This window comes from Rhizobium sp. WYCCWR10014, assembly GCF_001657485.1.
GTDB lineage: Bacteria > Pseudomonadota > Alphaproteobacteria > Rhizobiales > Rhizobiaceae > Rhizobium.
On record NZ_LXFU01000024.1, the window covers coordinates 304,985 to 329,860 of the forward strand.

A 24,876-nucleotide genomic window follows, 5' to 3' on the forward strand; every position below is an offset into this window, starting at 1 on the left:
AAATAAAGCGCGCAGTGCCTTATCGCGTGCTGAGACCAAAACCCTGCATCAGTCGGCGCGTCGCAAAGTCGGGATTGCCGGATGTAAAGACGGCAAAGTCGAAATTATCGGGGTGAACGGCATCGGCGATCTGCGGAACGAGTGTGCGCGCCCGCCGGGCAATGGCTTCTGCCGGATCCAGCCAGTCCACCGGCCAAGGCGCAAGCCGGCGGAAAAGATTGGCCATGAAGGGATAATGCGTGCAGGCGAGCACGACGATATCGGTCCTCTGACTGTCCTTCTCAACGAAGCATTGGTCGATTTCGGCAAGCACGGCGTCGTCGGAGACGGCATCACCGCGAATATAGGCCTCCGCCATGCGCGCCAGGTTCTCCGAGCCGACGAGGCGGACATGGCATTGCTGGGCGAAGGACTGGATGAGATCGCGCGTATAGGCGCGCTTGACCGTGCCCGGCGTGGCGAGCACCGAGACCAAGCCGGAGCGCGTGCGCTCCGCCGCCGGTTTGATCGCCGGCACGGTGCCGACGAAGGTCATCTGAGGAAAGGCGGCGCGCAGATCGGCACCAACCAGCGTAAAGGCGGTGTTGCAGGCGATGATGCAGACTTCGGGATCGTGCTCCTCGAGCAGCCGGCCGAAGAGGCCGATCACCCTCTCCTTCAGCGCCTGCTCCTCCCAGCCGCCATAGGGAAAGCCGGCATCGTCGGCGACATAGATGAAGCCGCGTTCCGGCATCAGCACGCGCGCCTCGCGCAAGACGGTCAGCCCGCCAATGCCGGAATCGAAGACGAGGACGGGTTTCAACTCATGCGTCGGCGCTGTCATCTGGCGGTGTTTCCTTGGCCGCGGTCGGGAACCGGCCGCCGCGCGGGCTCTTGCGCGAGAAGCGGTCGAGGGAGGAGATGACGCCGCGCAACACGCTGATTTCCTGTTCCGTGAAGGCCCGGCGGGATAGAACAGCGCGCAGATTGTCGATCATTTTCGGCTTTTTCCCGGCAGGATGGAAATAACCGCGCGCATCGAGCGCATCTTCCAGCTGGTCGAACAGACCGAACAGCTGGTCCTTGGTCGAAGGCGTCTGCCCCATCGCCTGAAAAGGCACGGCGCCGAGATCCTCCATGCCGGATTTCATCCATTCATACGACATCAGCAGCACCGCCTGGGCGATGTTCAGCGAAGCGAAGGCCGGATTGACGGGGAAAGTGACGATCTCGTCGGCAAGCGCCACCTCCTCGTTGGTCAGCCCCCAGCGCTCGCGCCCGAAGAGGATGCCGGTACCCTCGCCGGCACGGAACCTCGCCCGAAGCGTTTCGGCGGCGATGACCGGAGAGCGCACCGGCTTATAGCCGTCGCGCTCGCGCGCCGTCGTCGCATAGACAAAATTAAGATCGGCGACCGCCTGTTCCAGCGTGTCGTAGACCTTGGTCGCCTCGATGACGTGATCGGCCTTGGAGGCAGTCGCCAGGGCTTTCTCGTTCGGCCAGCCGTCGCGCGGATTGACCAGGCGCAGTTCAGCAAGGCCGAAATTCGCCATGGCGCGCGCCACCATGCCGATATTCTCGCCCATCTGCGGCTCGACCAGAATAATGGCCGGGCCTTCGGCCAGAAGTTGACGCTCGCTGTTCGTGCCTGCCATGGTTCTATCCCTGTTTCGAGCGCGCAATAGCCTCGCCCGGTGCAAACGGCAAGACGTCTGCGCTAGGATAGAGCCTTTCAAGCGCCGAACCGATCATTTCGAGCCCGAGTCTGGCGCCTTCGCGCGACAGCGGCAGGTGCCGCCCTGTCGTCCGCGACGCCTTGCGTTCGATGAAGAAACAGGTCGAGCCGCGCGGGGCCGCATCCTTCATCAGCGCCAGATCCGAAGCGATCAGCCTTTTCAGCTCGTCGGCATCGGCCCGCGCTGCGTAACTCTTCGCCAGGATCCGCGCCCAATAGGTGCAGGAGAGGAAGATCGCCAGCGTCTGGCGGATCTGGCCAGGCCGGGTCACCACCGACCAGGACGAGCCGAGCGGCCGCGCCGCCACCGTTACGTCGCGGTAGCAGGCATCGATCTTCTGTGACAGCGCAATCAGCGCAAAACCGCTCTTGCCTTCGCCGATCGCGCTCAACAACTCGTCCAGCGCCTGAAACCAGCGGGCGAGTGCCGCATCCAGCGCGCCGCGCGTGCGTGCGGGAAAGACCAGGAAGGCAACCGCCGTCCCGGCCACCGCGCCGATCACGGTCTCGCCGATGCGCAGTTGCAGGAGATCAAGCGTCAGCACCCCGGTCATGCCGTAGACCAGGCAGAGCACGATCGAGATGAAGAAGGTCATTGTCGCATAGGAAACCTGCAGGAAATAGAAGGCGAGGAAGATGCAGACGGCGGCGACCGGAATGGCGATATAAGGCTCGCCCGAAATCAGTGTCGCCAACACGAGACCGATCGCAATGCCGAATACCGTGCCGAGCGAGCGCGACAGCGCTTTCATCGCCGTGTCGCCGCGCGAATTGGTATTGGTGAAGACGAGGAAGGAGGCGAGCACTGCCCAGAACCAGCGCTCGCGCGACAAGAGCAGGCCGAAGCCCATGGCGAGCGCCGAGGCGAGCGTGATCTGCAGCGCCGAGCGCAGCAGCGGATTGGCGAATGAAAAGTCGATCTTCTCAGGCTGCGCCATGTCCTTGACGGCATCGATGCCGGCAAAGCCGGAAGCCTGCCCCTCGCCAATCGCCTGCGTCAATTGCTGCCGCGCCTCGCCGAGCCAGAGCAGCGCCCGCACGGTTTCGCCTTGCGGCTCGTCCTTGATGGCTTCCGCCATCCCCTCATAGATGGCGAGCTCAGCCTTGTCGGCCTCGATCACGGCATGGACGAGTGCAAAGGGCGGCAAGCTCTGGAAGCTCACCACGATCGCGCTTTCGGCAGCGAGATGCGCGTCGAAGAGCCGAATCGCCAGTTCCGCGGCGGGATCCGAAGCACCATCGAAGACGCCGGCCGGCGGACGTGGAATGAAGGTCTCGGCCATCAGCACCACTTCCTTCAGCCGGTCTTCCAGCTGGCGCAGCTCCTGCCGGTCGGCCTCGCCGATATGACCGCTGCCGGCAAGGGTGGCGAGCTTGAAGAGGATCTGGTTGATGCGCCCCCTGACGCTTTCGAGCGAGCGCAGCAGGTCGCGCCGCCAATCGTCGGGCAGAAGCACCGCCCTCACCAGATGGCCGACGAACACCGATACGACGGGGCCGATCGCCACATCAGGCAGTTCGGCAAGGGAAGGCCGGAAATAAGACCCCATGAAATAGGAGGTGAAGGCGAACATGCCGATCGCAAAGCCGCGCGGCCCGAACACCCGCCCGGCCGATGCGAGCGCGATCACCACCAGGAAGACGAGATCCGAGAGAAAGCGGCGATCCTCGAGCTCCGCCGCAATGCCGACGACGGCAAGGCTCGCGGCACAGCCGAAAAGCCGCGTCACCAGCTGGCGCGAATTGCCCTTGTCGCGCACCGCCACCCCGCCCTCGATCGACAGCACGATGCCGAGACCGAAGGCCGCCGTCGGCAGCGGCACGATCAACATCTGGATGGCGAACAGGATGGCAAAGGAGAGGACGATCGTCAGCGTTACCCGCGAAGCCATGCGTAGGCGCGAAAGCGCCGGATCGTTGGCAAGCAGCCAGTCGCGGAACTGAAAACCGGAAAACAAATGCAAGAGCCCTCATGCCGCCCAGGGATCAACAGATACCGCCGCAAGAGCGGAAATCAAACCGCCCGAGATCGAATCTCGATGCTCTTGAATGTCGCGCGCCTATTGGCCCTTGGCAATCAGCGCCATCGTTGTCTTCATGGAATCGCGCGCCTGCGTTTCGATATTCTCGGTGACGATATCGTCGATGACGGGCTTGCCGCCCTCCTCGACCACCTCGAAACGAACGGTCGTATAGTCCTTGGCATCGGGCGCATCCGAGCAGGCGGATTTCTTGAAGCGCACGGTCACCTCGGCCACGCCGTCGACCACAGGCGCTGCCGCCATCGTCAGATCCTCCAGCGGGCAAGCATCCTGACCGTTGACGATGACGTCGTAGTCGAAGGGCGAAATGCCGTCGTCGTCAATGGCGGGAAATTGCGCCGCCGCCTGGTATTTCGCGACGAAATCGCGGCTGTAGAGACGGTCGAGCCGGCTCGCGTCGAAGATGTCGGTCCAGTCGCTGTTATTGTCGGCCCAGTTGCTCCTGGTCGCGTCCATGATCTCCTTCACGGGAGCGGTGATATCGGCGGCGTGGCCGATGCCGGAAAAGGCGATAAGGCTTGCGATAACAACGGCGATTGTCTTCATGGTCGAATGTCCGGAGCGGCAGATCGAGGCGGACACTAGCCAAATTCCAGCACTTGGCAATGGCGGCAAAAACGCATTGTCGAGCCCCTTGCAGCTTTGCGTTCCCTGATCACAATGCTATAGCGCTCCTCATCATATCACCCACCCGGGACGCCGGTCCCCATTGAAGCTCGAACGAGGCAGATACATGAACAAGATCAAGGTCGCCAATCCCGTCGCCGATCTCGACGGCGATGAAATGACGCGCATCATTTGGCAGCTTATCAAGGACAAGCTGATCCATCCGTATCTCGACCTCGACATCGACTATTTCGACCTGTCCGTCGAAAACCGCGACGCCACCAACGACCAGGTCACCGTCGACGCCGCCAATGCCATCAAGAAGTATGGCGTCGGCATCAAGTGCGCGACGATCACGCCGGACGAAGACCGCGTCAAGGAATTCAATCTCAAGCAGATGTGGAAGAGCCCGAACGGCACAATCCGCAACATTCTCGGCGGCGTCATCTTCCGCGAGCCGATCATTTGCCAGAACGTGCCGCGCCTGGTTCCCGGTTGGACCAAGCCGATCGTTGTCGGCCGCCATGCCTTCGGCGACCAGTACCGTGCCACCGACTTCCGCTTCCCCGGCAAGGGCAAACTGACGATCAAGTTCGTCGGCGAAGACGGCACGGTTATCGAGAAGGACGTCTTCGACGCCCCCGGCTCGGGCGTTGCCATGGCCATGTACAATCTCGACGAGTCGATCCGCGAATTCGCCCGCGCCTCGATGATGTACGGCCTGATGCGCAAATGGCCGGTTTACCTGTCGACCAAGAACACCATTCTCAAGGCCTATGACGGTCGCTTCAAGGATATCTTCGAAGAGATCTACCAGACCGAATTCAAGGATCAGTTCAAGGAAGTCGGCATCACCTACGAACACCGCCTGATCGACGACATGGTCGCCTCGGCGCTGAAGTGGTCGGGCGGTTATGTGTGGGCCTGCAAGAACTACGACGGCGACGTCCAGTCCGACACGGTCGCCCAGGGCTTCGGCTCGCTCGGCCTGATGACCTCGGTTCTCTTGACGCCGGATGGCAAGACGGTCGAAGCCGAAGCCGCCCACGGCACGGTGACCCGCCACTACCGCCAGCATCAGAAGGGCCAGGAAACATCGACGAACTCGATCGCCTCGATCTTCGCCTGGACCCGTGGTCTCGCCCACCGCGCCAAGCTCGACGACAATGCCGAACTGGCAAAGTTTTCCACCACGCTGGAAAAGGTCTGCGTCGACACCGTCGAATCCGGCTTCATGACCAAGGATCTCGCCCTGCTCATCGGACCCGATCAGCCGTGGCTCTCCACCACAGCTTTCCTCGACAAGATCGACGAGAACCTGCAGAAGGCAATGGCTTAAGCCGGTCTTTTCGGTATAGCATTGAAACGGCGGGGATTTCCCCGCCGTTTTCATTTGCGAGGATGACCCGATGACGGCAACCGTGCGCCCGCTGGAACCCTTTGACCGCGCCGGCTGGGAACCCTTATGGGCGGCCTATCAGCGCTTCTACGAAGTGGTCATCCCGCCTGAAACCACGGATCTCACCTGGGCTCGCTTTCTCGATCCTGACGAGCCCATGCATGCACTCGGCGCCTTTGACGAAGACGGCCGCCTCGTCGGCATCGTCCATGCCGTCTTTCACCGCTCCTGCTGGCTGCCGCAATGGACCTGCTATTTGCAGGATCTCTATGTCGACAACAGCCAGCGCGGGCTCGGCGCCGGTGCAGCTCTGATCGAGGCGGTCGCCGATCTCGCGCGCGCAAACGGTGCAGGCAGGCTCTATTGGATGACCCACGAAACGAATGCAACGGCCCGCCGGCTCTACGACAGGATCGCCGAGCGCTCCGGCTTCATCCAGTATCGCAAGCCGCTCTGACGACTGGGGCTTGCAGGCAGACATCGCTGCCCTATTGATTCCGTGGGATGGAATAACGGGAACACGAGGAGGATTTCATGACCGAGGAACTGGTATTCTATACGAACCCAATGTCGCGCGGCCGCATCGCGCGCTGGATGCTGGAGGAGATCGGCCAGCCCTACCGCACCGAATACCTGACCTTCGGCGAGACGATGAAAGCGCCCAAATATCTCGCGGTCAATCCGATGGGCAAGGTGCCGGCGATCCGCCATGGCGATACGATCGTCACCGAATGCGCGGCGATCTGCGCCTATCTCGCCGAAACCTTCCCTGAGAAAGCGCTGGCGCCGAGACCGGAAGAGCGTGCGCGCTATTACCGCTGGATGTTCTTTGCCGCCGGTCCTCTCGAATCGGCGGTGACGATGAAGACTCTCGGCTTCGAAATTCCGAAGGAACGCCTGCGTATGGCCGGCTGCGGCGGTTTCAACGACGTCATGGATACATTGGAGAAAGCCGTCTCCGCTTCGACCTACATCGCCGGCGAGCGCTTCACCGCCGCCGACGTCTATGTCGGCTCCCATATCGGCTGGGGCATCGGATTTGGCGGCATCGAAAGACGCCAGGCCTTCCTCGACTATGTCGGCCGCATCAGCCAGCGTGAGGCCTACAAGCGGGCCAACGCCCTTGATGACGAAGCCGTCAAGACCATGCAGGCCGCCTGAGTCTCAAAGGCGCGGCGGATCCGCCGCGCCCCGATCGACGGCATCAGGCGAGCGGCATGTGAATGTCCGTTAGAAGCTCGGTCGGCGATACCTCGCGCGGATTGTTGAGATATTCCTCGAACATGACCCTGTCCTTCAGCTGCCGACCGGATTTCGGTAGCCATTCGGCAAAGAGCCACTGATAGGACCTGGGCATGTCGGCATAGGGACCCTTGTGGCGCAACACCGCATAATCGCCGCCCTCGATGGTGCGCCGCTCGAACGGCGCATCAACAGGCACGTCGGCGGCGCCGGTGACGCAGGCAATCGAGCGCAGCTTTTCCTCCGGCACAAGATCGGGATCGTCGAGATAGACGCCGATCATCCGCATGTCGGGCTTGGCGAGGCCGCGGGCGTAAAGCGTGCCGAACAGCGTCTCGAAGGCCTTGTCGATCTGCATGTAGGAACCGGTATGGGCAACGCCGATCAGCTCGATCGGCGCGATCTCACGTATGGTAACGTCTAACATGACTTTGGTCTTTCCGTTAGGTGAGGGCTCATAGGCTGTGTGGCTTCCCTCTTTCCGGTAGCGGGCCGGCGGCATGCCGTAGACCGACTTGAAAATACGATTGAAGGATTGGAGATTGGGATAGCCTGATCGCTTCGCAATTTCACTGACGGCAAGGTCCGTGCGGACGATCTCGCCCGCCGCGTGATGCAGCCTGAGCCGCTTGACGGTTGCCGCCAGCGTCTCGCCGTAAATCGCCCGGTAGATCCTGTGCCAGTGATAGCTCGACATGCAGGCGATTTCGGCAAGGCGCTCCATATCCAGCTCCTCGTCCAAGTGGTCGTGAATATAGGCCGAAACCCGTCTCAGACGGTTTTCATAAAGTGCCCATGCCGTTTCGCCATTCATTTGGGAACCTCGTGCAAATCGATCGGCTTGAGAGAACCATAACCCGATTTGACAAATCCTGCGGACTTGAACCTTCGGCGAATCCTGCGTAAACCGGAATTCCGGCTCGAACCCAAGAGGATGATAGATGCCGGATTTTTCAACATTGGTACTCTTTGCCGCCGCGGCGCTGGTGCTGACAGCCACGCCGGGTCCCGACATGCTGCTGATCGCCTCCCGCAGCATCAGCCAGGGACGCGCTGCCGGCTTCCTGACATATGCCGGCATCGCGCTCGGCACCTATTGCCACGCCCTTGCCGCAGCCTTTGGGCTGTCACAGCTCTTCATGACCGTGCCGGCCGCCTATGAAACAGTGCGCTGGGCCGGCTGTTGCTATCTTCTCTATCTCGCCTACAAGACGGTCCGCTCGGAAGGCGCCGCCTTTCAGCCGGCATCGACGCTGAAGCGGCTGCCGGGCCGGCGTATCTTCTTTGCGGGCCTTGCCACCAATCTGCTCAATCCGAAGATGGCGCTCTTCGTCATGGCGCTCTTTCCACAATTCGTGAATGCGTCATCAGGATCGTTGACGATGCAGATGCTGATACTTGCAAGCGTCCTGAACGGTATCGGCCTCGTCGTGAATGGCGCCGTGATTTTCCTCGGAAGCACGATCCGTTCGAGACTTCAATCGGCGAGCCGTTTTCCGAAATTGCCGCAATATATCCTGGCAACGGTCTTCACCGGGCTCGCCTGCCGCCTGGCGTTGCAGCCGCGAAACTGAACATCGAGTGACCACCGTCGTTGAAAACAAAACCGGCTGCGAAATCCATGATCTCGCAGCCGGTTTGAATTTCAAACTGTTGTCAGGCCGCAGTTCAGCCGGCGAGTGCTATGGCAACCGCCTCGATCGCTTCATCGGCCTTCGATCCGTCCGGGCCGCCGGCCTGCGCCATGTCGGGGCGGCCGCCGCCGCCCTTGCCGCCGAGGGCGGCAGATGCGATGCGGACGAGATCGACGGCACTGTAGCGCTCCACGAGATCCGGCGTCACCGCCACGACAGCACTTGCCTTGCCGTCATCGGACACGCCGACGAGAGCAACGACGCCGGAGCCGATGCTGGTCTTGCCGTCATCGGCAAGCCCCTTCAAATCCTTGGGATCGACGCCCGAAATCGCCTTGCCGAGGAACTTGACGCCGGCAACTTCGCGCACGGCATCGACCGAGCCGCCCTGCCCGCCGCCCATGGCGAGTTTGCGCTTGGCGTCAGCCAGTTCTTTTTCGAGCTTACGGCGCTCGTCCATCAGCGCTTCGACACGCGACAGCACTTCGCCCGGCTGCACCTTCAGCGAGGCGGCAAGCGTCTTCACGCGTTCGTCCTGTTCGGCGAGATATTCGCGCGCCGATTCGCCGGTGACGGCCTCGATACGGCGAACGCCAGCGCCGACGGCGCTTTCGCCGAGAACGCGGATCAGGCCGATCTGGCCAGTGGCTCCGACATGCGTGCCGCCGCAGAGTTCGATCGAATAAGGCTTGTTGGCCTTGGCGCCACGCACGCCCTCGCCCATCGCCACGACCCGGACTTCATCGCCGTATTTCTCACCGAACAGCGCCATCGCGCCTTCGGCGATCGCATCGTCGACGCTCATCAGCCTCGTGGTAACCGGCGAATTCTGCAGCACGATCTCGTTTGCCATATCCTCGACGATCTTCAGTTCCTCAGCCGACATCGGCTTCGGATGCGAGACGTCGAAACGCAAGCGCTCGGGCGCGACCAGCGAACCCTTTTGCGCCACATGGGTACCGAGCACTTCGCGCAAAGCCTCGTGCAACAGGTGGGTCGCAGAGTGGTTGGCACGCAGCCGCGAACGGCGGGCATGATCGACCGTCAGCACGACCGCATCGCCGTCCTTGACGACGCCGTCGATGACGGTGCCCTGATGCACGAACAGGCCCTCGCCCCTCTTCTGCGTATCCGAAATCTCCATCTTGCCGTGGTCGGACGAGATCACGCCGGTATCGCCCATCTGGCCACCGGATTCGCCATAGAACGGTGTCTGGCTAACCACGATCTGCACCTTGTCGCCGGCCTTGGCCTCGGTGGAAACCGCGCCCTCCTTGACGATCGCCTGCACGACGCCTTCAGCCGTTTCGGTGTCGTAGCCCAGGAATTCGGTCGCACCGTGTTTTTCCTTAAGCTCGAACCAGACGGTTTCCGTCGCCTTCTCGCCGGAACCGGCCCAGTGCGAGCGGGCTTCGGCCTTCTGGCGCTGCATCGCATCGGTGAAGCCGGAGATGTCGACGCCGATCTCACGGGCACGCAATGCATCCTGCGTCAGATCGAGCGGGAAGCCGTAGGTGTCGTAGAGCTTGAAGGCGGTCTCACCATCCAGCATATCGCCCTTGGAAAGATCCGTCGTCGCGTCCGACAGAAGCGACAGGCCGCGTTCCAGCGTCTTGCGGAAGCGGTTTTCCTCCAGCTTCAGCGTTTCCGAGATCAGCGCCTCGGCGCGCACCAGTTCCGGATAGGCGCGGCCCATCTGCTGCACCAGCGTCGGCAGCAGCTTGTAGACCAGCGGTTCCTTGGCGCCAAGCAGCTGTGCATGGCGCATGGCGCGGCGCATGATGCGGCGCAGCACATAACCGCGGCCCTCATTCGACGGAAGCACGCCATCGGCGATCAGGAAGGCCGAGGAGCGCAAATGGTCGGCGATGACGCGGTGGCTGGCGCTGCCTTCCGCCTTGACGCCCATCGTATCCTCGATGGTCCCGATCAGCGTGCGGAAGAGATCGGTGTCGAATACGCTCTGAACGCCCTGCAGAACGGCGGCCATGCGCTCCAGGCCCATGCCGGTATCGATCGACGGGCGGGGCAGCGGGTTGCGAACGCCAGGTTCGGTCTGCTCGAACTGCATGAAGACGAGGTTCCAGAATTCCAGGAACCGGTCACCATCCTCCTCCGGGGAGCCCGGAGGGCCACCCCAAACATTTTCACCCTGGTCGATGAAGATTTCCGAGCACGGGCCGCAGGGGCCGGTATCGCCCATCTGCCAGAAATTGTCAGAGGTTGGGATGCGGATGATCTTGTCGTCGGAAAAACCGGCGATCTTCTTCCACAGCGTCGCAGCTTCCTCATCCTCGGAATAGACGGTCACCAGCAGGCGGTTCTTCGGAAGGTCGAAGCCCTCGGTGACGAGCTTCCAGGCAAGCTCGATCGCATTCTCCTTGAAATAGTCTCCGAAGGAGAAGTTGCCGAGCATTTCGAAGAAGGTCAGGTGGCGTGCAGTATAGCCGACATTGTCGAGGTCGTTGTGCTTGCCGCCGGCGCGCACGCATTTCTGCGACGTCGTCGCCGTCGAATAGGGACGTTTTTCGAGGCCGGTGAAGACGTTCTTGAATTGCACCATGCCGGCATTGGTAAACATCAGCGTCGGGTCGTTGCGCGGCACGAGCGGGCTCGACGGAACGATCTCATGGCCGTTCTTCTTGAAATAGTCGAGGAAGGTCGACCGGATATCGTTCACACCGCTCATGCTATGCCCTTCAATGCTGCCGGAGGCAGGTAAAATTAAATTCATCGGCTTTTAACGTTCACCCCCGCCACTGTCCAGCAGACAAACAAAACCGGCCGCATTCTCATCAGGAATGCGGCCGGTTGGAACTGTCCGATGAGTTTAAGCGCGAAAACTACATTTCCGCGGTGGCATCGCCATCGCTATCATCCGGGTCCGGTCCGCCATTCTGCAGGAAGCGGTCGGCGATCAGGCCGGCATTCTGGCGCAGCGACAATTCGATCTCGCGGGCGAGATCCGGATTGTCGCGCAGGAAGGTCTTGGCGTTTTCACGGCCCTGGCCGAGACGCTGACTGTTATAGGAGAACCAGGCACCCGACTTTTCGACGATGCCGGCCTTGACGCCGAGATCGACCAGTTCGCCGGTCTTGGAAACACCCTCACCATACATGATGTCGAACTCGACCTGCTTGAAGGGCGGCGCCATCTTGTTCTTGACGACCTTGACGCGGGTCTGGTTGCCGATCACCTCTTCGCGCTCCTTGACAGCGCCGATGCGGCGGATGTCGAGGCGCACGGAGGCATAGAACTTCAGCGCATTGCCGCCCGTCGTCGTTTCCGGCGAACCGAACATAACGCCGATCTTCATGCGGATCTGGTTGATGAAGATAACCATGGTGTTCGACTTGGAGATCGAAGCGGTGAGCTTGCGCAGCGCCTGGCTCATCAGGCGCGCCTGAAGACCGGGAAGGCTATCGCCCATCTCGCCTTCGATTTCGGCACGCGGCGTCAGTGCGGCGACCGAGTCGACGACGAGAACGTCGACGGCGCCGGAGCGCACCAGCGTATCGGTGATTTCGAGCGCCTGCTCGCCGGTATCGGGCTGCGAGATCAGAAGGTTCTGCAGATCGACGCCAAGCTTGCGGGCATAGACGGGATCGAGCGCATGTTCGGCATCGACGAAGGCGCAGATGCCGCCCTTCTTCTGCGCTTCGGCAATCGTCTGCAATGCGAGCGTGGTCTTACCGGAGCTTTCAGGCCCGTAGATCTCGATGATGCGGCCCCTCGGCAGGCCACCAACGCCGAGTGCAATATCGAGGCCAAGCGAGCCGGTCGAGATCGTCTCGATCTCGACAACATTCTCGTTGGAGCCGAGTTTCATGATCGAGCCCTTGCCGAACGACCGCTCTATCTGTGAGAGTGCCGCTTCAAGCGCCTTGCTTTTGTCCACCGATTTGTCCTCTACCAGCCGCAATGAATTCTGAGACATCCGATCCACCTTTAGGTTATTGAAGCCGCTCAAGCAATGTCGAGTTTGTACCCTATTTGTTCCATTCTCGCAATAGGCGATCAAACAGTTGAAAGAAAAAGGTAAAACGACACGTGTTCTGCATTTGTTTTATCAATGAAAAGCAACGGCTTAGGCCAAAAGTGCCGACTCGGCCGCGGCAGGGCGCGCCGTATCGATTCGTCCTTCGGGCATCGGGAGAGCGGATCAGATGAAGAAAAAGATTCTTGTTCTCGGCGGTGCCCATATCGACCGGCGCGGCCACATCTCCGACGAGACGGCGCCTGGCGCCAGCAATCCCGGCACCTGGTTCGAGGAGCCAGGCGGTGGTGGCTTCAATGCGGCGCGTAACCTCGCAAGGCTCGGTTTTCAGGTGACGATGATCTCGCCGCGCGGCGGCGATCCGATGGGTGAGACGGTCGGAGAAGCTGCCGATTTCGCCGGCATCGACGACCGGCCCTTCGTCTTCCTCGACCGCAAGACGCCGAGCTACACGGCGATCATCGAGAAGGACGGCAATCTGGTGATCGCCCTTGCCGACATGGATCTCTACCGTTTCTTCGTGCCGCGGCGTCTCTCCATCCGCTGGGTGCGGGAGGCCTTCGCCGCCCATGATTTCATCCTCTTCGACGCCAACCTGCCGGAAGAGACGATCGCGGCGATCGTCGCAAAGGCGCATTCCCTCGCCAAGCCTGTTGCGGCAATCGCCATCTCGCCGGCCAAGGTCGTCAGGCTGAAACCCTGCATCGGGGATATCGACTACCTGTTCCTGAATGAGGCTGAAGCTGCCGTCCTTGCCGGTGAGCGGCCGGAAGAGGCTGCGGGCTGGCCGCCGTTGCTGAACGAGATCGGCATCAGGAACGCTGTCGTCACCCGCGGCCGGCGCGAACTCGTCGCGCTTTGCGATGGCCGCGCCGTGACGTTGCAGCCGCCGATTGCCGACACCGTCGCCGATGTTACGGGTGCCGGCGATTCTCTTGCGGCCGGCACACTCGCCGCATTGATATCAGGCCTGCCGCTCGAAGAAGCCGTCCGCCACGGCACTGCGGCCGCCATACTGACCGTGCAGTCGCGGCACGCCGTCAACGAAAATCTGACGCCCGATCTGCTGAATGAGGCGCTTGCCCTTGTTCCCAAGGTCAGAATTCTGCATTGAAGCGGCTATTAAATAGTTGAGCATGATGTCGTCCGAAAACCGCTCACACTTTTCGGCATCATGCTCTGTCGATCACAGGACAAGACCATGACCAAGCCCATCTCCCCTCTTCTGCCGATCGCCTATTCGAAGGAAGTCGCCAGCGCCAAGCAGCGCGGCGCGCCGCTGGTGGCGCTGGAATCGACCATCATCACCCATGGCATGCCCTATCCCGGCAATATCGAGATGGCCCGCAGCGTCGAGGCGATCATCCGCGAACAGGGTGCGGTGCCGGCAACGATCGCCGTCATTCACGGCACGCTGCATATCGGTCTTGAAGCCTCGGAACTGGAGCAACTCGCCAAGGCAACCGACGTGTTGAAGGTGTCGCGCGCCGATCTCGCCTTCGCCATCGCCGAGCGCCGCACCGGCGCCACCACGGTCGCGGCCACGATGATCGCGGCGGCGCGCGCCGGCATCCGCGTCTTTGCCACAGGCGGCATCGGCGGCGTGCATCGCGGTGCCGAGGAAAGCTTCGACATTTCAGCCGACCTCGAGGAACTGGCGCGCACTGGCGTCATCGTCGTCTGCGCCGGCGCCAAGGCGATCCTCGACATTCCGAAGACACTGGAGGTGCTGGAAACCCGCGGCGTGCCTGTCGTCACCTATGAGAGCGAGGAATTTCCCGCCTTCTGGTCGCGCTCCTCGGGCATCCGCAGCCCGCTGTCGCTGAACAGCCCGGCCGCCATCGCCAATTTCCAGACGGTGCGCGAACAACTCGGCGTCGACGGCGGCATGCTCGTTGCCAACCCCGTGCCCGAGGCCGACGAGATCGCGCGCGAGGAGATGGAAATCTATATCGAGCGAGCGCTCGACAGCGCCGAGCGCGACGAAGTCACGGGCAAGGCGGTCACACCCTATCTTCTGTCGACCATTTTCGACCTGACGGATGGCCAGAGCCTGAAGACGAATATTGCGCTTGTTGAGAACAACGCGCGGCTTGCTGCTGAGATTGCGGTGGCGCTGAGTGAATGAAGGTTGACGGGCTAGCAGGTATCAATTTTTAGCAGATAGGTGGTGCCGTTCCAGGCCCCCTCCGCCCTGCCGGGCATCTCCCCCACAGGTGGGGAGATTACAAGCGGCAAAACCTTCGCATCGCATCAACGTTTCGCCGAACTGCATGGATATTTGGTTAGGGAGCCAGTGCGCCCAGCCGATCTCCCCACCTGTTGGGGAGATGCCCGGCAGAGCAGAGGGCGCGACACGGCACAGCGTGCCCTCCAACACCCACCTCTCCCTCACCCGTCCAACGTCTCCTTCACCACAACAGCAAGCTGCTTCAGCGAGAAAGGCTTCGGCAGAAAGCCGAATTTCGCCTCCGGAGGCAGGTTGCGGGCAAAGGCATCTTCGGCATAGCCGGAAACAAAGATAAACTTCATGTCGGGATAGGTCTTACGCAGCTCGCGCAGCAGCGTCGGGCCGTCCATTTCGGGCATGACGACGTCGGAAACGACGATATCGACCTTGCCGTCGAGTTCTTCCAAGATGCTGAGTGCCTCGACGCCCGAGCCCGCCTCGTGCACGGTGTAGCCGCGCGTTTCCAGCATGCGCTTGCCGCCGCGACGCACCGCCTCCTCGTCCTCGACGAGAAGGATGACGGCCGATCCCGTCAGGTCCTCCGGCTGCTGCGGCGATACCGGCAGCGGCACCACTTCGGCCCCGGCGATGGCGCCGTCGATCGAACCTGCTTCGGCGGCCTCCGCCGGCTCCGGAATGTGGCGCGGCAGGAAGACGCGGAAGGTCGTGCCCTTGCCGACTTCGGACTCCGGCTGGATGTAGCCGCCCGACTGTTTGACGATGCCGTAGACCATGGCGAGGCCAAGACCGGTGCCCTTGCCGACATCCTTGGTAGTGAAGAACGGCTCGAAGATCTTGTCCATGATCTCCGGTGCGATACCGGTGCCGTTATCGGCGACTTCGACCAGCACCATGTCCTCGGCCGGCATGTAGGAATAGTTGAAGGCCGAGACCTCGGCGGCGGTCAGATTGCGGGTGCGCAGCGTCAGCGTACCACCCTCGGGCATCGCGTCGCGCGCATTGACGCAGAGATTGATCAACACCTGCTCGAACTGCGACAGGTCGGTTTTGACAGGCCAGAGGTCGCGGCCATATTGCACGTCGAGCTTGACATTGGTGCCGGAAAGCAGCCGGTCGACCAGCATGCGCAGGTCGCCGACGACATCGGTAAGGTTCAGCACCGAGGGCCGCATCGTCTGCTTGCGCGAGAAGGCGAGCAACTGGCGCACCAGCACTGCGGCGCGGTTGGCGTTGCGCTTGATCTCTATCAGGTCGGCAAAGCTGGCATCGGCCGGCCGCGCCTGCAGCAGCAGATGGTCGGAGGAAAGCAGGATCGCCGTCAGCACATTGTTGAAATCATGCGCGATGCCGCCGGCGAGCGTGCCGACCGCATTCATCTTCTGGGTCTGCGCCATCTGCGCTTCCAGCGCCTTCTGCTCGGTCACCTCGACGGCATAAACGATCGCCGCCTCCTCGGGCGCCTCGTCGCTCTGGTCGATGACGGCATTGACATAGAAGCGGAAATAGCGCGCCTCGTCGGTCGGTGTGCGGGTGTCGAGGGGCGCGATGTCGCCCTGCCGGTCCTTGGCCGCCGCCAGCGCCGCGGCCAACTGTGGCCGGTCGCTCTCCTGCACGATGGTTTCAAGATGCGGCGCCTTTTCGAGATCGTCGCGCGAGACGACGCCGGAGAACATCTTCAGGAACGGCGCGTTGGTGCGCAGGATGCGCCCGTTGCCGTCGACCGAGGCGATCGCCATCGGCGTATTGTTGAAGAAGCGTGTGAAGCGCATGGCGGCGGCCGAAGCGGACTGGCCGCCGGCATCGCTCTTTTCACGCGCCAGCACGATCGTTCGGCTTTCGCCGGGTGCGCCGTCGCGCATCGAGGTGACGCTATGGATGATCTGCACCGGCAGGCTCTGGCCGTTGCTCTTGCGCAGGTCGAGATCGAGCGTCACGGTCTTCTTCAGGCCCGGTTCGGCCTGCACCGATTGGATCAGCGCCAGTCCCTCGCCCGCCACGACGTCGCCGATGGTCATCGAGCCCGGCACGAACTTGGTGAGATCAAGGCCCAGCCATTCGGCAAGCGTCGCATTCAGATAGAAGATCTCGCCCTTCCTGCCGGCGGAAAAGAAGCCGGCAGGCGCATGGTCGAGATAGTCGATCGCGTTCTGCAATTCCTTGAAGAAGCGCTCCTGGTCGTCGCGCTCGGTGGTGATATCGGTGATCTGCCAGATCTGCAGCGGCTTGCCGCCGTTTTCTTCCGGCTGCAGCAGCCGCGCCTTCAGCCGATACCAGTGCGCGCCGGAGCTGTTGCTGCCGGGGCCAACGGCGCGCAGCAAGCGGAATTCCTCGCGGCCTTCCTTGCCCTCCCGCAGGCCGTTCACCAGCCTGTAGAGCGCCTCGTTGGACTCGCGATGGCGCGACAGCAGCGTTTCCAGCGTCTGCACCTCGGTCGCCTTACGTGCGCCGGTCAGCGCGCCATAGGCGGCATTGGCATAGATGATCCGGCCTTTTTCGTCGGTGATCAGCGTACCGTCGGGATGGCTGTTGAGGAAGGCGCGCGCCAAGCTGTCGGACTGGTGCTGCGGCATCACCTCGATGAAGCCGATGACCGAAGACACCAGGAAGAAGATGCCGACCATGGCGAGCACGCCGAGACCGCCAAGCACCACCTCGTTGTCGAGCGACTTTTTGAAGAAGACGAAGGCGCCGGCAGCTGCGATCAGCACGAGCGCCAGCAGAAGAATGCGCAAGACCGTGCCAGAACGCCCCCCACGATCCACAAGCGGTGCGTTATAGTCGTCGGCCTGACGCGGTTTCGTCATGTATTCCTCACATAAGCCCTCCCGCTTCGTAGCACGAACACGAAGCAGGAATCAGGCACTCTATCCTTCTTAGCAATTTGCCGCGTCGGCAAAAACACCGCTAGTCGGCAAGACTGCTTGAATTCACAGGCAACAGCGCCATCTGCCCCAGAAGCCCAACGCTGCTACCCGTGCGCAAGGTCGCCGGGTGCCAAGCAGCGGAACACGAAATCGCGTTCTCCCGTGACTGGACAGCACCGGCGGCCCTTGCCTAAGGAACGGAAAAGTCGTCAATATGTGCCGAATGCGAAATGGAGTGAGTGACTATGTTGGATGATGTTGTCGGAGCTTATGGCAGCCGTTTCCTGCTTGCCGCCGGTGGCGTCGGTCTGGCGCTTCTCCTGCTCATCATCGTGCTCTGGGTGATCCGCAGCCGGGCGCCCTCGCCCTTCGTGCGCGGCGGCCGCAACCGCCAGCCCCGCCTGCAAGTGCTGGATGCCGCAGCCGTCGATGCCCGTCGCCGGCTGGTGCTGGTGCGCCGCGACGATATCGAGCACCTGATCATGATCGGCGGCCCGAGCGATATCGTCATCGAAAGCCGTATCCTGCCCACAGCGGCCGAGCAGCCGGACAGCGCCATCCGCCCGCAGCCCGTCGAGCAGCGTCCGATATCCGTCGATCAGCGTCCGGCATCCATCGCGCGGCCGGAAACACCGCCGGTCTCGCCACCGCGCCCGCCGGTCGCAGCCCGTGTCGAGCCGGCCGCCGAGCCCGCTTTCTCTGCGCCGGTTTCGCCGGAGCCGCCGCGGCCGCGCCCAGAACCGTCGGCCCAACCGCCGGCCCCGCCGGCCGTGGCACCGCCGGTGGTCACGAGCCCTCTTCCGGCAGAGCCCGTGACAGCTCCCCTGTCGGCCGAACGCGACAATTCTCTGCGTGCCGTCCCACCCCCGCCGCGTCCGCTGGAGCGTCCCGTCGCTCCCCCGGTCGCGCAACCCGCACCGTTCCACGATACCTCAAGTGCCGCCGAGATCCTCGATGCCGCCCGCCAGCGCGTGCTGCCGCAGCAGCAGCGCATCGAACCGGAGGTCCCCGCCCTGCCTGTCAAGGACATGCCGGCGGTCGCACGCGCCGCACCAGGTAGCGCCGAAGACGATTCAGCTGCAGCGAGCCGTCTTGATTTCCAGCGGGTGCTGGAACAGGAAATGTCGAACAATCTGACGGCCGAACGCATCGTGCCGGCGCCGGCAAACCAGGCGCCCCGGCCCGGAGCGCCGCAACCCGGAAACCTGCCGCGCCGCGATCCGGAAATGGCCCCGATCACCGGCGCCGATACCGATCTGCAAAAGGAAGTCGCCCGCATCTTTGGCGAGATGAGCGTCAACCGCGACAAGTGATCGGGCGCGACAAGTGACCGGGCGCGACAAGTGAGCGGAAACGCACGTCCGACCTTCCTTCATCACCAAGTTGCATAAAAGCCGCAATGCGGCGACTTTCAGTTCCCGACGCGTCAGGGGACTCCATCTTGTGCTAATAATTTGTTATCGCTCCGGTTGAAGAGCGTTGGCGCATCGAGGTCATACTTTGCCTAAGTAAATACCGGTCTCACTCCAGTTTCACCCGTACTGCCGGACAGCGACGCGCTGACGGCGTATGAACATGTTCATCGGGTGGTGGCGAGAGACCGGTTTGGCATTGTTGACATGTGCCATGTGCAGCTCCGCTGTCTCAGCTCTTCCGCCGCCCAGAACATCGCCACACCGCGCCCGCAAGGGCTTTCTCACGCATCATCCTGGTGGACTTCCGAACGGAAGACCAACACGATATGTGCAATACCCTTCGGGTCCGATGGACCATTCTGCCGAAAACAGCGCCCCAGCCCTGGATTGTATGCAGCGGCTGCGGGGGCCTCAGAGCTTTCCGATGCAGTGACAAGATCCGGCTCAACGCCAATGGCCGCAAGCTCGATGCCTGGCTTATCTACAAATGTTCGACCTGCGAAAAGACGTGGAACCGTCCGATCTTCGAGCGCCGTAATGTTCGCGACATCGATCCCGCAGTCCTCGAGGCGTTGCAGTCCAACGATCCGAATTGGATCCGGGCAGAAGCGTTCAACCTCGAGGCTCTCAGGCGCAAGTCGCAGCGTGTCGACGAGTTTGCCGAATTTGAAATCGCAAAAGAGATGCAGCAGGAAATTGCCAATTGGACGAGACTGGAAATCGAACTGATGGTCCCGTTTCCATCAAGCACGCGCCTCGACCGCCTGCTGGCGTCCGAGTTGCAAGTTTCACGCACCCGGCTGCAGGCTCTTCACGATGGTGGCATGCTGCGGACGGATTCGAATCGAGCCGACGTTTTGCGGCGGCGAATTAAGAACGGCACCAAGGTTGCAGTCGACGTCACCGCCGAGACCGGCCGGGAGCAATGGTGGAGGTCTGTGGCGACCGGAAGCTCACCGTAATTATAAAAGGCGCCACGTTCGGATCGCGGCGCCCGTTCTGCTCTCATGCCTGCATGAAAACTCTCATTCGTCGCGATAGACCTTTTCGCGGCGTTCGTGACGCTCCTGCGCCTCGATCGACAATGTCGCGATCGGGCGGGCGTCGAGACGCTTGAGGCCGATCGGTTCGCCGGTTTCCTCGCAATAGCCGTAGGTGCCGTCTTCGATGCGCTGCAGTGCCGCGTCGATCTTCGAAATCAGCTTTCGCTGTCTGTCACGGGCGCGAAGTTCGATCGCCCGGTCTGTTTCCGACGACGCCCGGTCGGCGAGGTCGGGATGGTTTGCGCTTTCCTCGGCCAGATGGTCGAGCGTCTCACGCGCTTCTCTAAGGATATCATTTCTCCATGCAACCAGCTTCGCCCTGAAGTACGCACGCTGGTTTACGTTCATGAATTCTTCCTCTTCCGAGGGAACGTAATTGCTAAGATCGATCTTCTCACTCAACGCGATTCTCCTGAAGAACATCTCATCTGGCCGGGTGTATATCCCAAGCGCTAGCCGCGATTCAAGCCAAATACGACAGGTAAACAGATTTTTAAATCTGTTACAGTTTTCGGCTAACAGACTATTTTCTCATCATTATTCCGGCCTGCGTTTTTTGCTTGGCCTTCAAAAGGCCGTGTTGTCAGCCGCGTTTTGGGCAGCTGGAGCCACGCGGACGGTTGACGCCGGCCGATTGCAACCGCTACTGAAAAGGCCCGCTGGATCCTGGATTTGCCCATGACCGTACCCCTGCCTCCGCCCAACCGCATCTATCTCCTGCGCCACGCCGAGGCCGCCTGGGCCGAACCCGGACAGCGCGATTTCGACCGTCCGCTGAACGAAAAGGGCTTTGGCGATGCCGAAATCATCGCCGACAAGGCCGCCGACAAGGGCTACCGTCCCGATCTTCTGATCAGTTCGACTGCACTGCGCTGCCGCGATACCGCCGATGCGGTCTACCGGGCGATGGGCCTCACGCTCGAGGTTCGTTATGTCGACGCACTCTACAACGCCACGGTCGATACCTATCTTGAGATCATCGATGCGCAGGACGAGGCCGCTGTCATGCTGGTCGGTCATAATCCGACCATGGAGCAGGCACTGGAGGCGCTGATCGGCCATGAGGCGATGGTAAGTGCCCTTCCCGGCGGTTTCCCGACGGCAGGCCTTGCCGTTGTCGATTACGATGCTTCCGCCACCGCCTGGCGCCTCACCGATTTCGTGGTCGTCTGAAGGCTTCAGAGCAATTCCAGCAAAAGTGTGCCGCGGTTTGCCAGGCAAAGCGCGAAGCGCTTTTGCCGGGAATTGCGTGAAAGCAAGGAAATAGAGCATTTCCGTGATTCGAAGAAAAACGGAAATGCTCTAACGCCGCTTCTTTTGCGGGCGGCGCGCCCTCCCTATATTGCGGGGCAGTCACCAACCGGAATCGCGCCTTGCCGCCACGCCTGACATCTTTTGCCGATGACGCCCGCATCGCCTTCGACAATCTCGCCGACCGGGCGAGCGGCCTCGTCAATCCGACCGTGCGGCTCGGCGTCACCGGCCTCTCCCGCTCCGGCAAGACGGTCTTCATCTCCTCGCTGGTCCACAATCTGCTACATGGCGGCCGGCTGCCGCTGTTCGAGCCGGTCCAATCCGGCCGCGTCTCGGCGGTGCGGCTGGAACCGCAGCCGGATGATGCCGTGCCGCGCTTCCAGTACGAGGACCATATCCGCGCGCTGGTGAAGGACCGTATCTGGCCGGATTCGACCCGCGCCATATCAGAACTGCGCATCACGCTGGATTATCAGAGCGCCAGCGGCTGGAACCGGTTGTTTTCGCCCGGCCGCCTGTCGATCGATATCGTCGATTATCCCGGCGAATGGCTGCTCGACCTGCCGCTGCTCGGCAAGGACTATCGCACGTTCAGCGAGGAGACGATCGCGCTTGCCGAAACCGGCGTCCGCGCCGAGCTGTCGCGCCAATGGTTGGCGCTGACGCGCGCCGCCGATATCCATGCCGGCGCCGACGAGATGGTCGCCCGCGACCTCGCCACCGCTTTTGCCGATTATCTCAAAGCCTGCAAAGCCGACGAACGCTCGCTTTCCACCCTGCCGCCCGGCCGTCTGCTCCTGCCCGGCGATCTCGACGGCTCGCCGGCATTGACCTTCGCGCCGCTGGCTCTGCCGCCGGACGGACGTCCCGGCCGCGGCTCGCTCTGGACGATGATGGAGCGGCGCTACGAGGCTTACAAATCGGTCGTCGTCAAACCTTTCTTCCGCGAGCATTTCGCCCGGCTCGACCGCCAGATCGTCCTGGTCGATGCGCTGCAGGCAATGAACCGCGGCCCCGAAGCCGTGCAGGATCTGGAACGCGCGCTGACCGACGTGCTCGCCTGTTTCCGCCCCGGCACCAATTCGCTGCTCTCCTCCCTGCTCGGGCGCCGCATCGACCGCGTGCTGGTCGCCGCCACCAAGGCCGATCATCTCCATCATGAAAGCCACGACCGGCTCGATGCGCTGACCCGCCGCCTGGTGGATCGCGCCATCGACCGCATCGGCATGGCCGGCGCCGGAATCGACGTCATGGCGCTTGCATCCGTGCGCGCCACCCGCGAGGCGACAGTCAAGCAGAACGGCCATGAATTGCCGGTCATCGTCGGCACGCCGATGGAGGGCGAAACCATCGCCGGCGAGCGTTTCGACGGTGAGAGAAAGACCGCAATTTTCCCCGGTGACCTGCCGGAGGATCCGGAAAGCCTGTTCGACCGCATCGCCGCGGGCGAGACCGGCCTGCATCTGCCCGATGTCAACGTCGTCAGGTTCCGCCCGCCGCATCTCGAGGAAACCGGTGGCGGCATCAAGCTGTCGGTGCCGCATATCCGCCTCGACCGCGCCATGCAGTTCCTGTTCGGAGACCGCCTCGCATGAGCAAGCCCCCGTCCGATCCGCCGCGCCGCACGCCCGCCGCTTTCATCTATGAGGACGAAGCGACCGAGCGGCGTGACAACGGCCGGCAAGGAGGTGAGCGGCGCAAGCCGGAAAGCTTCTCCGCGAATATCGTCGTGACTCCTGATGAGGACGATCCCTTCCTCAATCCCGACAAGGATCTGAGCGCGGTCCCCGTTGCAGCGCCGCGCAGGCGGCGGACCTCTTTCGGCAAGATCGCCGCCGGCGCCTTCGGAATCCTGCTGTCGCTCGCCATTGGCCTCTGGACCGATAGCCTGATCCGCGATCTCTTCACCCGCGCCGACTGGCTGGGTTATGCAGCCCTTGCCGTGCTGGCGGTCGGCATCCTTGCCGTGCTTGCCCTCGTCATCCGCGAAACATCAGGCATGATGCGCCTTGCCGCCGTCCAGACGATCAAGGCCGAGGCAGACGCGGCGATGCTCGAAACCCGACCAGTCAAGGCGCGCGCTGTGGTCGCACGCCTTACCACGCTCCTTTCCGCCAATCCGGAGACGGCGAAGGGCCGCGCGACGCTGAAGGCGACCGAGGGCGAGGTCATCGATCCCCCGCATCTGATCGCGCTCGCCGAACGGGAACTGCTCGCTCCGCTCGACCGCAAGGCCCGCGCCCTGATCGTCAACGCCTCGAAGCGTGTCTCGATCGTTACTGCCGTCAGCCCTCGCGCCGTGGTCGACCTGCTCTACGTGCTCTACGAGGCCGTGCGCCTCATCCGCGCCATGGCCGAGCTTTACGGCGGCCGTCCCGGCACGCTCGGCATGCTCCGTCTGTTGCGGGACGTGCTGGCGCATCTGGCCGTCACGGGCTCGATCGCCGTCGGCGACAGCCTGGTCCAGCAGGTGCTCGGCCACGGGCTGGCCTCGAAGCTCTCGGCGCGACTGGGCGAAGGCGTCATCAACGGCCTGATGACCGCCCGCATTGGAATCGCGGCGATGGATCTCTGCCGCCCGCTCGCCTTCCGCGCCCTGAAGCGGCCGGGAATCGGTGATTTCATCGGCGATCTCACCCCCTCCATGTCGCCGCGCGGCAACAATCCTTGAACGAAGCAGCGAATAAGCAGATTTCGCCTGCCCTAGCGTAATACTGACAAAATTTCAGCAGATTCAAGGCTCTAGCGACGATGATCTAAAATCTATGCCGCGCAAAAGCCGTGTATTGCCTTGCATTTCGGCACAATCGAAAGGAAGGATTAACCATTCTTCGGCAAAACTTGCAGCCAGTTCGTGAGTGGTGTTTGCCAAGGAAAATCCATGTATTCGCGCAAGTTTCTCATCGTATGCGGCTTGGCCGCCGCGGCATTGTCTCCCGTCGCAGATGTCGCACCGGCAGCCACCGCTGCAACCCGTGACAAGGCCTTCTTCGATTCCGTCGCCGGCTCCTGGAAGGGCCCCGGTGAAATCGTCGCCGGCAAGTACAAGGGCACGAAATTCACCTGCAACCTGATCGGTGAGCCCACCGGCGATAGCAGCGCCGGCATCAAGCTCGACGGCACCTGCCGCGTCGGTGTCTTCAAGCAGCCGATGACCGCCGTCATTTCTCAGTCGGGCTCGAGCTATAAGGGCAAATTCCTCGACGGCGCCGCCGGCAAGGGCCTTGACGTCGTCTCCGGCGCCGTCAGCGAGGATACCGTCGTCGTCGGCATCAACCGCGCCAAGCTGAACGGCGCGATGATCGCCCGCGTGCGCGACGACAAGACGATGAACGTCACCGTTTCGGTCAAGGTCGAAAGCCAGATGATCCCGGTCATCGGCCTGACGCTGACCCGCCAGGTCGACGAGATGGCCGTCGGTTCCATCCAGTAGACAAGTCGCATAGCGGATTTTCCTGAAGCGGCGGGTTTCCC

21 protein-coding genes are annotated in these 24,876 nt (G+C 62.2%); 12 read left to right on the forward strand and 9 right to left on the reverse strand.

Annotated elements, in window-relative coordinates; all coding sequences use genetic code 11:
* Window positions 1-19: 19 nt before the first annotated feature.
* The 4 genes from murI to A6U98_RS04455 all read right to left on the reverse strand — a co-directional run bounded on the left by murI (window position 20) and on the right by A6U98_RS04455 (window position 4,302).
* Window positions 20-823: a glutamate racemase gene (gene murI, locus A6U98_RS04440; RefSeq protein WP_027684519.1), complete on the reverse strand. Its 804-nt coding sequence runs from the start codon at window positions 821-823 to the stop codon at window positions 20-22.
* The gene (locus A6U98_RS04445) at window positions 804-1,634 is read right to left on the reverse strand and encodes an RNA methyltransferase (protein WP_064648241.1); all 831 of its coding nucleotides are present in this window, start codon (window positions 1,632-1,634) and stop codon (window positions 804-806) included. The genes murI and A6U98_RS04445 overlap by 20 nt, the downstream gene beginning before the upstream one ends.
* A gap of 4 nt (window positions 1,635-1,638) precedes the next feature.
* The gene (locus A6U98_RS04450; RefSeq protein ID WP_064648242.1) at window positions 1,639-3,678 is read right to left on the reverse strand and encodes an FUSC family protein; all 2,040 of its coding nucleotides are present in this window, start codon (window positions 3,676-3,678) and stop codon (window positions 1,639-1,641) included.
* Window positions 3,679-3,774: 96 nt separating this feature from the next.
* Window positions 3,775-4,302 (reverse strand): hypothetical protein, encoded by a 528-nt coding sequence (locus A6U98_RS04455; protein WP_064648313.1) that lies wholly within the window; start codon window positions 4,300-4,302, stop codon window positions 3,775-3,777.
* Window positions 4,303-4,489: 187 nt separating this feature from the next.
* On the opposite strand from A6U98_RS04455, the gene A6U98_RS04460 reads away from it, so the two are divergent.
* The 3 genes from A6U98_RS04460 (at window position 4,490) to A6U98_RS04470 (ending at window position 6,922) form a co-directional block, all read left to right on the forward strand.
* Complete coding sequence (locus A6U98_RS04460) at window positions 4,490-5,701, forward strand: NADP-dependent isocitrate dehydrogenase (RefSeq protein ID WP_064648243.1); 1,212 nt, start codon at window positions 4,490-4,492, stop codon at window positions 5,699-5,701.
* Between the two features lie 70 nt (window positions 5,702-5,771).
* Window positions 5,772-6,218, forward strand: a complete 447-nt coding sequence (locus tag A6U98_RS04465; RefSeq protein ID WP_064648244.1) for a GNAT family N-acetyltransferase — start codon at window positions 5,772-5,774, stop codon at window positions 6,216-6,218.
* 77 nt (window positions 6,219-6,295) lie between these two features.
* Window positions 6,296-6,922, forward strand: a complete 627-nt coding sequence (locus A6U98_RS04470; protein ID WP_064648245.1) for a glutathione S-transferase family protein — start codon at window positions 6,296-6,298, stop codon at window positions 6,920-6,922.
* Window positions 6,923-6,965: 43 nt separating this feature from the next.
* On the opposite strand, the gene A6U98_RS04475 is transcribed toward A6U98_RS04470, so the two are convergent.
* Window positions 6,966-7,817 (reverse strand): AraC family transcriptional regulator, encoded by an 852-nt coding sequence (locus tag A6U98_RS04475; protein ID WP_064648246.1) that lies wholly within the window; start codon window positions 7,815-7,817, stop codon window positions 6,966-6,968.
* A gap of 127 nt (window positions 7,818-7,944) precedes the next feature.
* Between A6U98_RS04475 and A6U98_RS04480 the strand changes: the two genes are divergently transcribed.
* Window positions 7,945-8,577, forward strand: a complete 633-nt coding sequence (locus tag A6U98_RS04480; protein ID WP_064648247.1) for a LysE family translocator — start codon at window positions 7,945-7,947, stop codon at window positions 8,575-8,577.
* Window positions 8,578-8,671: 94 nt separating this feature from the next.
* On the opposite strand, the gene alaS is transcribed toward A6U98_RS04480, so the two are convergent.
* Together alaS and recA are read right to left on the reverse strand one after the other, a co-directional pair.
* Entirely contained in the window at window positions 8,672-11,326 is a 2,655-nt protein-coding gene (gene alaS / locus A6U98_RS04485) for an alanine--tRNA ligase (RefSeq protein WP_064648248.1), read from the reverse strand.
* A 154-nt stretch (window positions 11,327-11,480) separates the two neighbouring features.
* Entirely contained in the window at window positions 11,481-12,575 is a 1,095-nt protein-coding gene (recA, locus tag A6U98_RS04490) for a recombinase RecA (protein ID WP_064648314.1), read from the reverse strand.
* Between the two features lie 229 nt (window positions 12,576-12,804).
* Between recA and A6U98_RS04495 the strand changes: the two genes are divergently transcribed.
* Window positions 12,805-13,749, forward strand: a complete 945-nt coding sequence (locus A6U98_RS04495; RefSeq protein ID WP_064648249.1) for a carbohydrate kinase family protein — start codon at window positions 12,805-12,807, stop codon at window positions 13,747-13,749.
* Between the two features lie 87 nt (window positions 13,750-13,836).
* Complete coding sequence (locus A6U98_RS04500; protein ID WP_064648250.1) at window positions 13,837-14,763, forward strand: pseudouridine-5'-phosphate glycosidase; 927 nt, start codon at window positions 13,837-13,839, stop codon at window positions 14,761-14,763.
* A gap of 263 nt (window positions 14,764-15,026) precedes the next feature.
* On the opposite strand, the gene A6U98_RS04505 is transcribed toward A6U98_RS04500, so the two are convergent.
* Window positions 15,027-17,630, reverse strand: coding sequence for a PAS domain-containing sensor histidine kinase (locus tag A6U98_RS04505; RefSeq protein ID WP_064648251.1), 2,604 nt, complete (start codon window positions 17,628-17,630; stop codon window positions 15,027-15,029).
* Between the two features lie 299 nt (window positions 17,631-17,929).
* Here A6U98_RS04505 and A6U98_RS04510 point away from each other — a divergent pair, with 299 nt between their 5' ends.
* Complete coding sequence (locus A6U98_RS04510; protein ID WP_064648252.1) at window positions 17,930-19,003, forward strand: flagellar biosynthetic protein FliO; 1,074 nt, start codon at window positions 17,930-17,932, stop codon at window positions 19,001-19,003.
* 428 nt (window positions 19,004-19,431) lie between these two features.
* Window positions 19,432-20,067 (forward strand): DUF1062 domain-containing protein, encoded by a 636-nt coding sequence (locus A6U98_RS04515; RefSeq protein ID WP_064648253.1) that lies wholly within the window; start codon window positions 19,432-19,434, stop codon window positions 20,065-20,067.
* A 63-nt stretch (window positions 20,068-20,130) separates the two neighbouring features.
* Here A6U98_RS04515 and dksA read toward each other — a convergent pair whose 3' ends face one another.
* Window positions 20,131-20,550: an RNA polymerase-binding protein DksA gene (gene dksA, locus A6U98_RS04520; RefSeq protein WP_017964517.1), complete on the reverse strand. Its 420-nt coding sequence runs from the start codon at window positions 20,548-20,550 to the stop codon at window positions 20,131-20,133.
* Window positions 20,551-20,826: 276 nt separating this feature from the next.
* Between dksA and A6U98_RS04525 the strand changes: the two genes are divergently transcribed.
* From A6U98_RS04525 to A6U98_RS04540, 4 genes are all read left to right on the forward strand, one after another.
* Window positions 20,827-21,321 (forward strand): histidine phosphatase family protein, encoded by a 495-nt coding sequence (locus A6U98_RS04525; RefSeq protein WP_003540143.1) that lies wholly within the window; start codon window positions 20,827-20,829, stop codon window positions 21,319-21,321.
* Between the two features lie 200 nt (window positions 21,322-21,521).
* Window positions 21,522-22,997: a YcjX family protein gene (locus tag A6U98_RS04530; protein WP_064648254.1), complete on the forward strand. Its 1,476-nt coding sequence runs from the start codon at window positions 21,522-21,524 to the stop codon at window positions 22,995-22,997.
* The gene (locus tag A6U98_RS04535) at window positions 22,994-24,073 is read left to right on the forward strand and encodes a TIGR01620 family protein (RefSeq protein ID WP_064648255.1); all 1,080 of its coding nucleotides are present in this window, start codon (window positions 22,994-22,996) and stop codon (window positions 24,071-24,073) included. The genes A6U98_RS04530 and A6U98_RS04535 overlap by 4 nt, the downstream gene beginning before the upstream one ends.
* A 210-nt stretch (window positions 24,074-24,283) precedes the next feature.
* The gene (locus A6U98_RS04540) at window positions 24,284-24,835 is read left to right on the forward strand and encodes a hypothetical protein (protein ID WP_003540146.1); all 552 of its coding nucleotides are present in this window, start codon (window positions 24,284-24,286) and stop codon (window positions 24,833-24,835) included.
* Window positions 24,836-24,876 lie beyond the last annotated feature (41 nt).

Coding starts and splice junctions, on each gene's coding strand:
- murI (WP_027684519.1), bottom strand. CDS start 823: ATGACAGCGCCGACGCATGAGTTGAAACCCGTCCTCGTCTTCGATTCC.
- A6U98_RS04445 (WP_064648241.1), bottom strand. CDS start 1,634: ATGGCAGGCACGAACAGCGAGCGTCAACTTCTGGCCGAAGGCCCGGCC.
- A6U98_RS04455 (WP_064648313.1), bottom strand. CDS start 4,302: ATGAAGACAATCGCCGTTGTTATCGCAAGCCTTATCGCCTTTTCCGGC.
- A6U98_RS04460 (WP_064648243.1), top strand. CDS start 4,490: ATGAACAAGATCAAGGTCGCCAATCCCGTCGCCGATCTCGACGGCGAT.
- A6U98_RS04465 (WP_064648244.1), top strand. CDS start 5,772: ATGACGGCAACCGTGCGCCCGCTGGAACCCTTTGACCGCGCCGGCTGG.
- A6U98_RS04470 (WP_064648245.1), top strand. CDS start 6,296: ATGACCGAGGAACTGGTATTCTATACGAACCCAATGTCGCGCGGCCGC.
- A6U98_RS04475 (WP_064648246.1), bottom strand. CDS start 7,817: ATGAATGGCGAAACGGCATGGGCACTTTATGAAAACCGTCTGAGACGG.
- A6U98_RS04480 (WP_064648247.1), top strand. CDS start 7,945: ATGCCGGATTTTTCAACATTGGTACTCTTTGCCGCCGCGGCGCTGGTG.
- alaS (WP_064648248.1), bottom strand. CDS start 11,326: ATGAGCGGTGTGAACGATATCCGGTCGACCTTCCTCGACTATTTCAAG.
- recA (WP_064648314.1), bottom strand. CDS start 12,575: ATGTCTCAGAATTCATTGCGGCTGGTAGAGGACAAATCGGTGGACAAA.
- A6U98_RS04495 (WP_064648249.1), top strand. CDS start 12,805: ATGAAGAAAAAGATTCTTGTTCTCGGCGGTGCCCATATCGACCGGCGC.
- A6U98_RS04500 (WP_064648250.1), top strand. CDS start 13,837: ATGACCAAGCCCATCTCCCCTCTTCTGCCGATCGCCTATTCGAAGGAA.
- A6U98_RS04505 (WP_064648251.1), bottom strand. CDS start 17,630: ATGACGAAACCGCGTCAGGCCGACGACTATAACGCACCGCTTGTGGAT.
- A6U98_RS04515 (WP_064648253.1), top strand. CDS start 19,432: ATGTGCAATACCCTTCGGGTCCGATGGACCATTCTGCCGAAAACAGCG.
- A6U98_RS04525 (WP_003540143.1), top strand. CDS start 20,827: ATGACCGTACCCCTGCCTCCGCCCAACCGCATCTATCTCCTGCGCCAC.
- A6U98_RS04535 (WP_064648255.1), top strand. CDS start 22,994: ATGAGCAAGCCCCCGTCCGATCCGCCGCGCCGCACGCCCGCCGCTTTC.
- A6U98_RS04540 (WP_003540146.1), top strand. CDS start 24,284: ATGTATTCGCGCAAGTTTCTCATCGTATGCGGCTTGGCCGCCGCGGCA.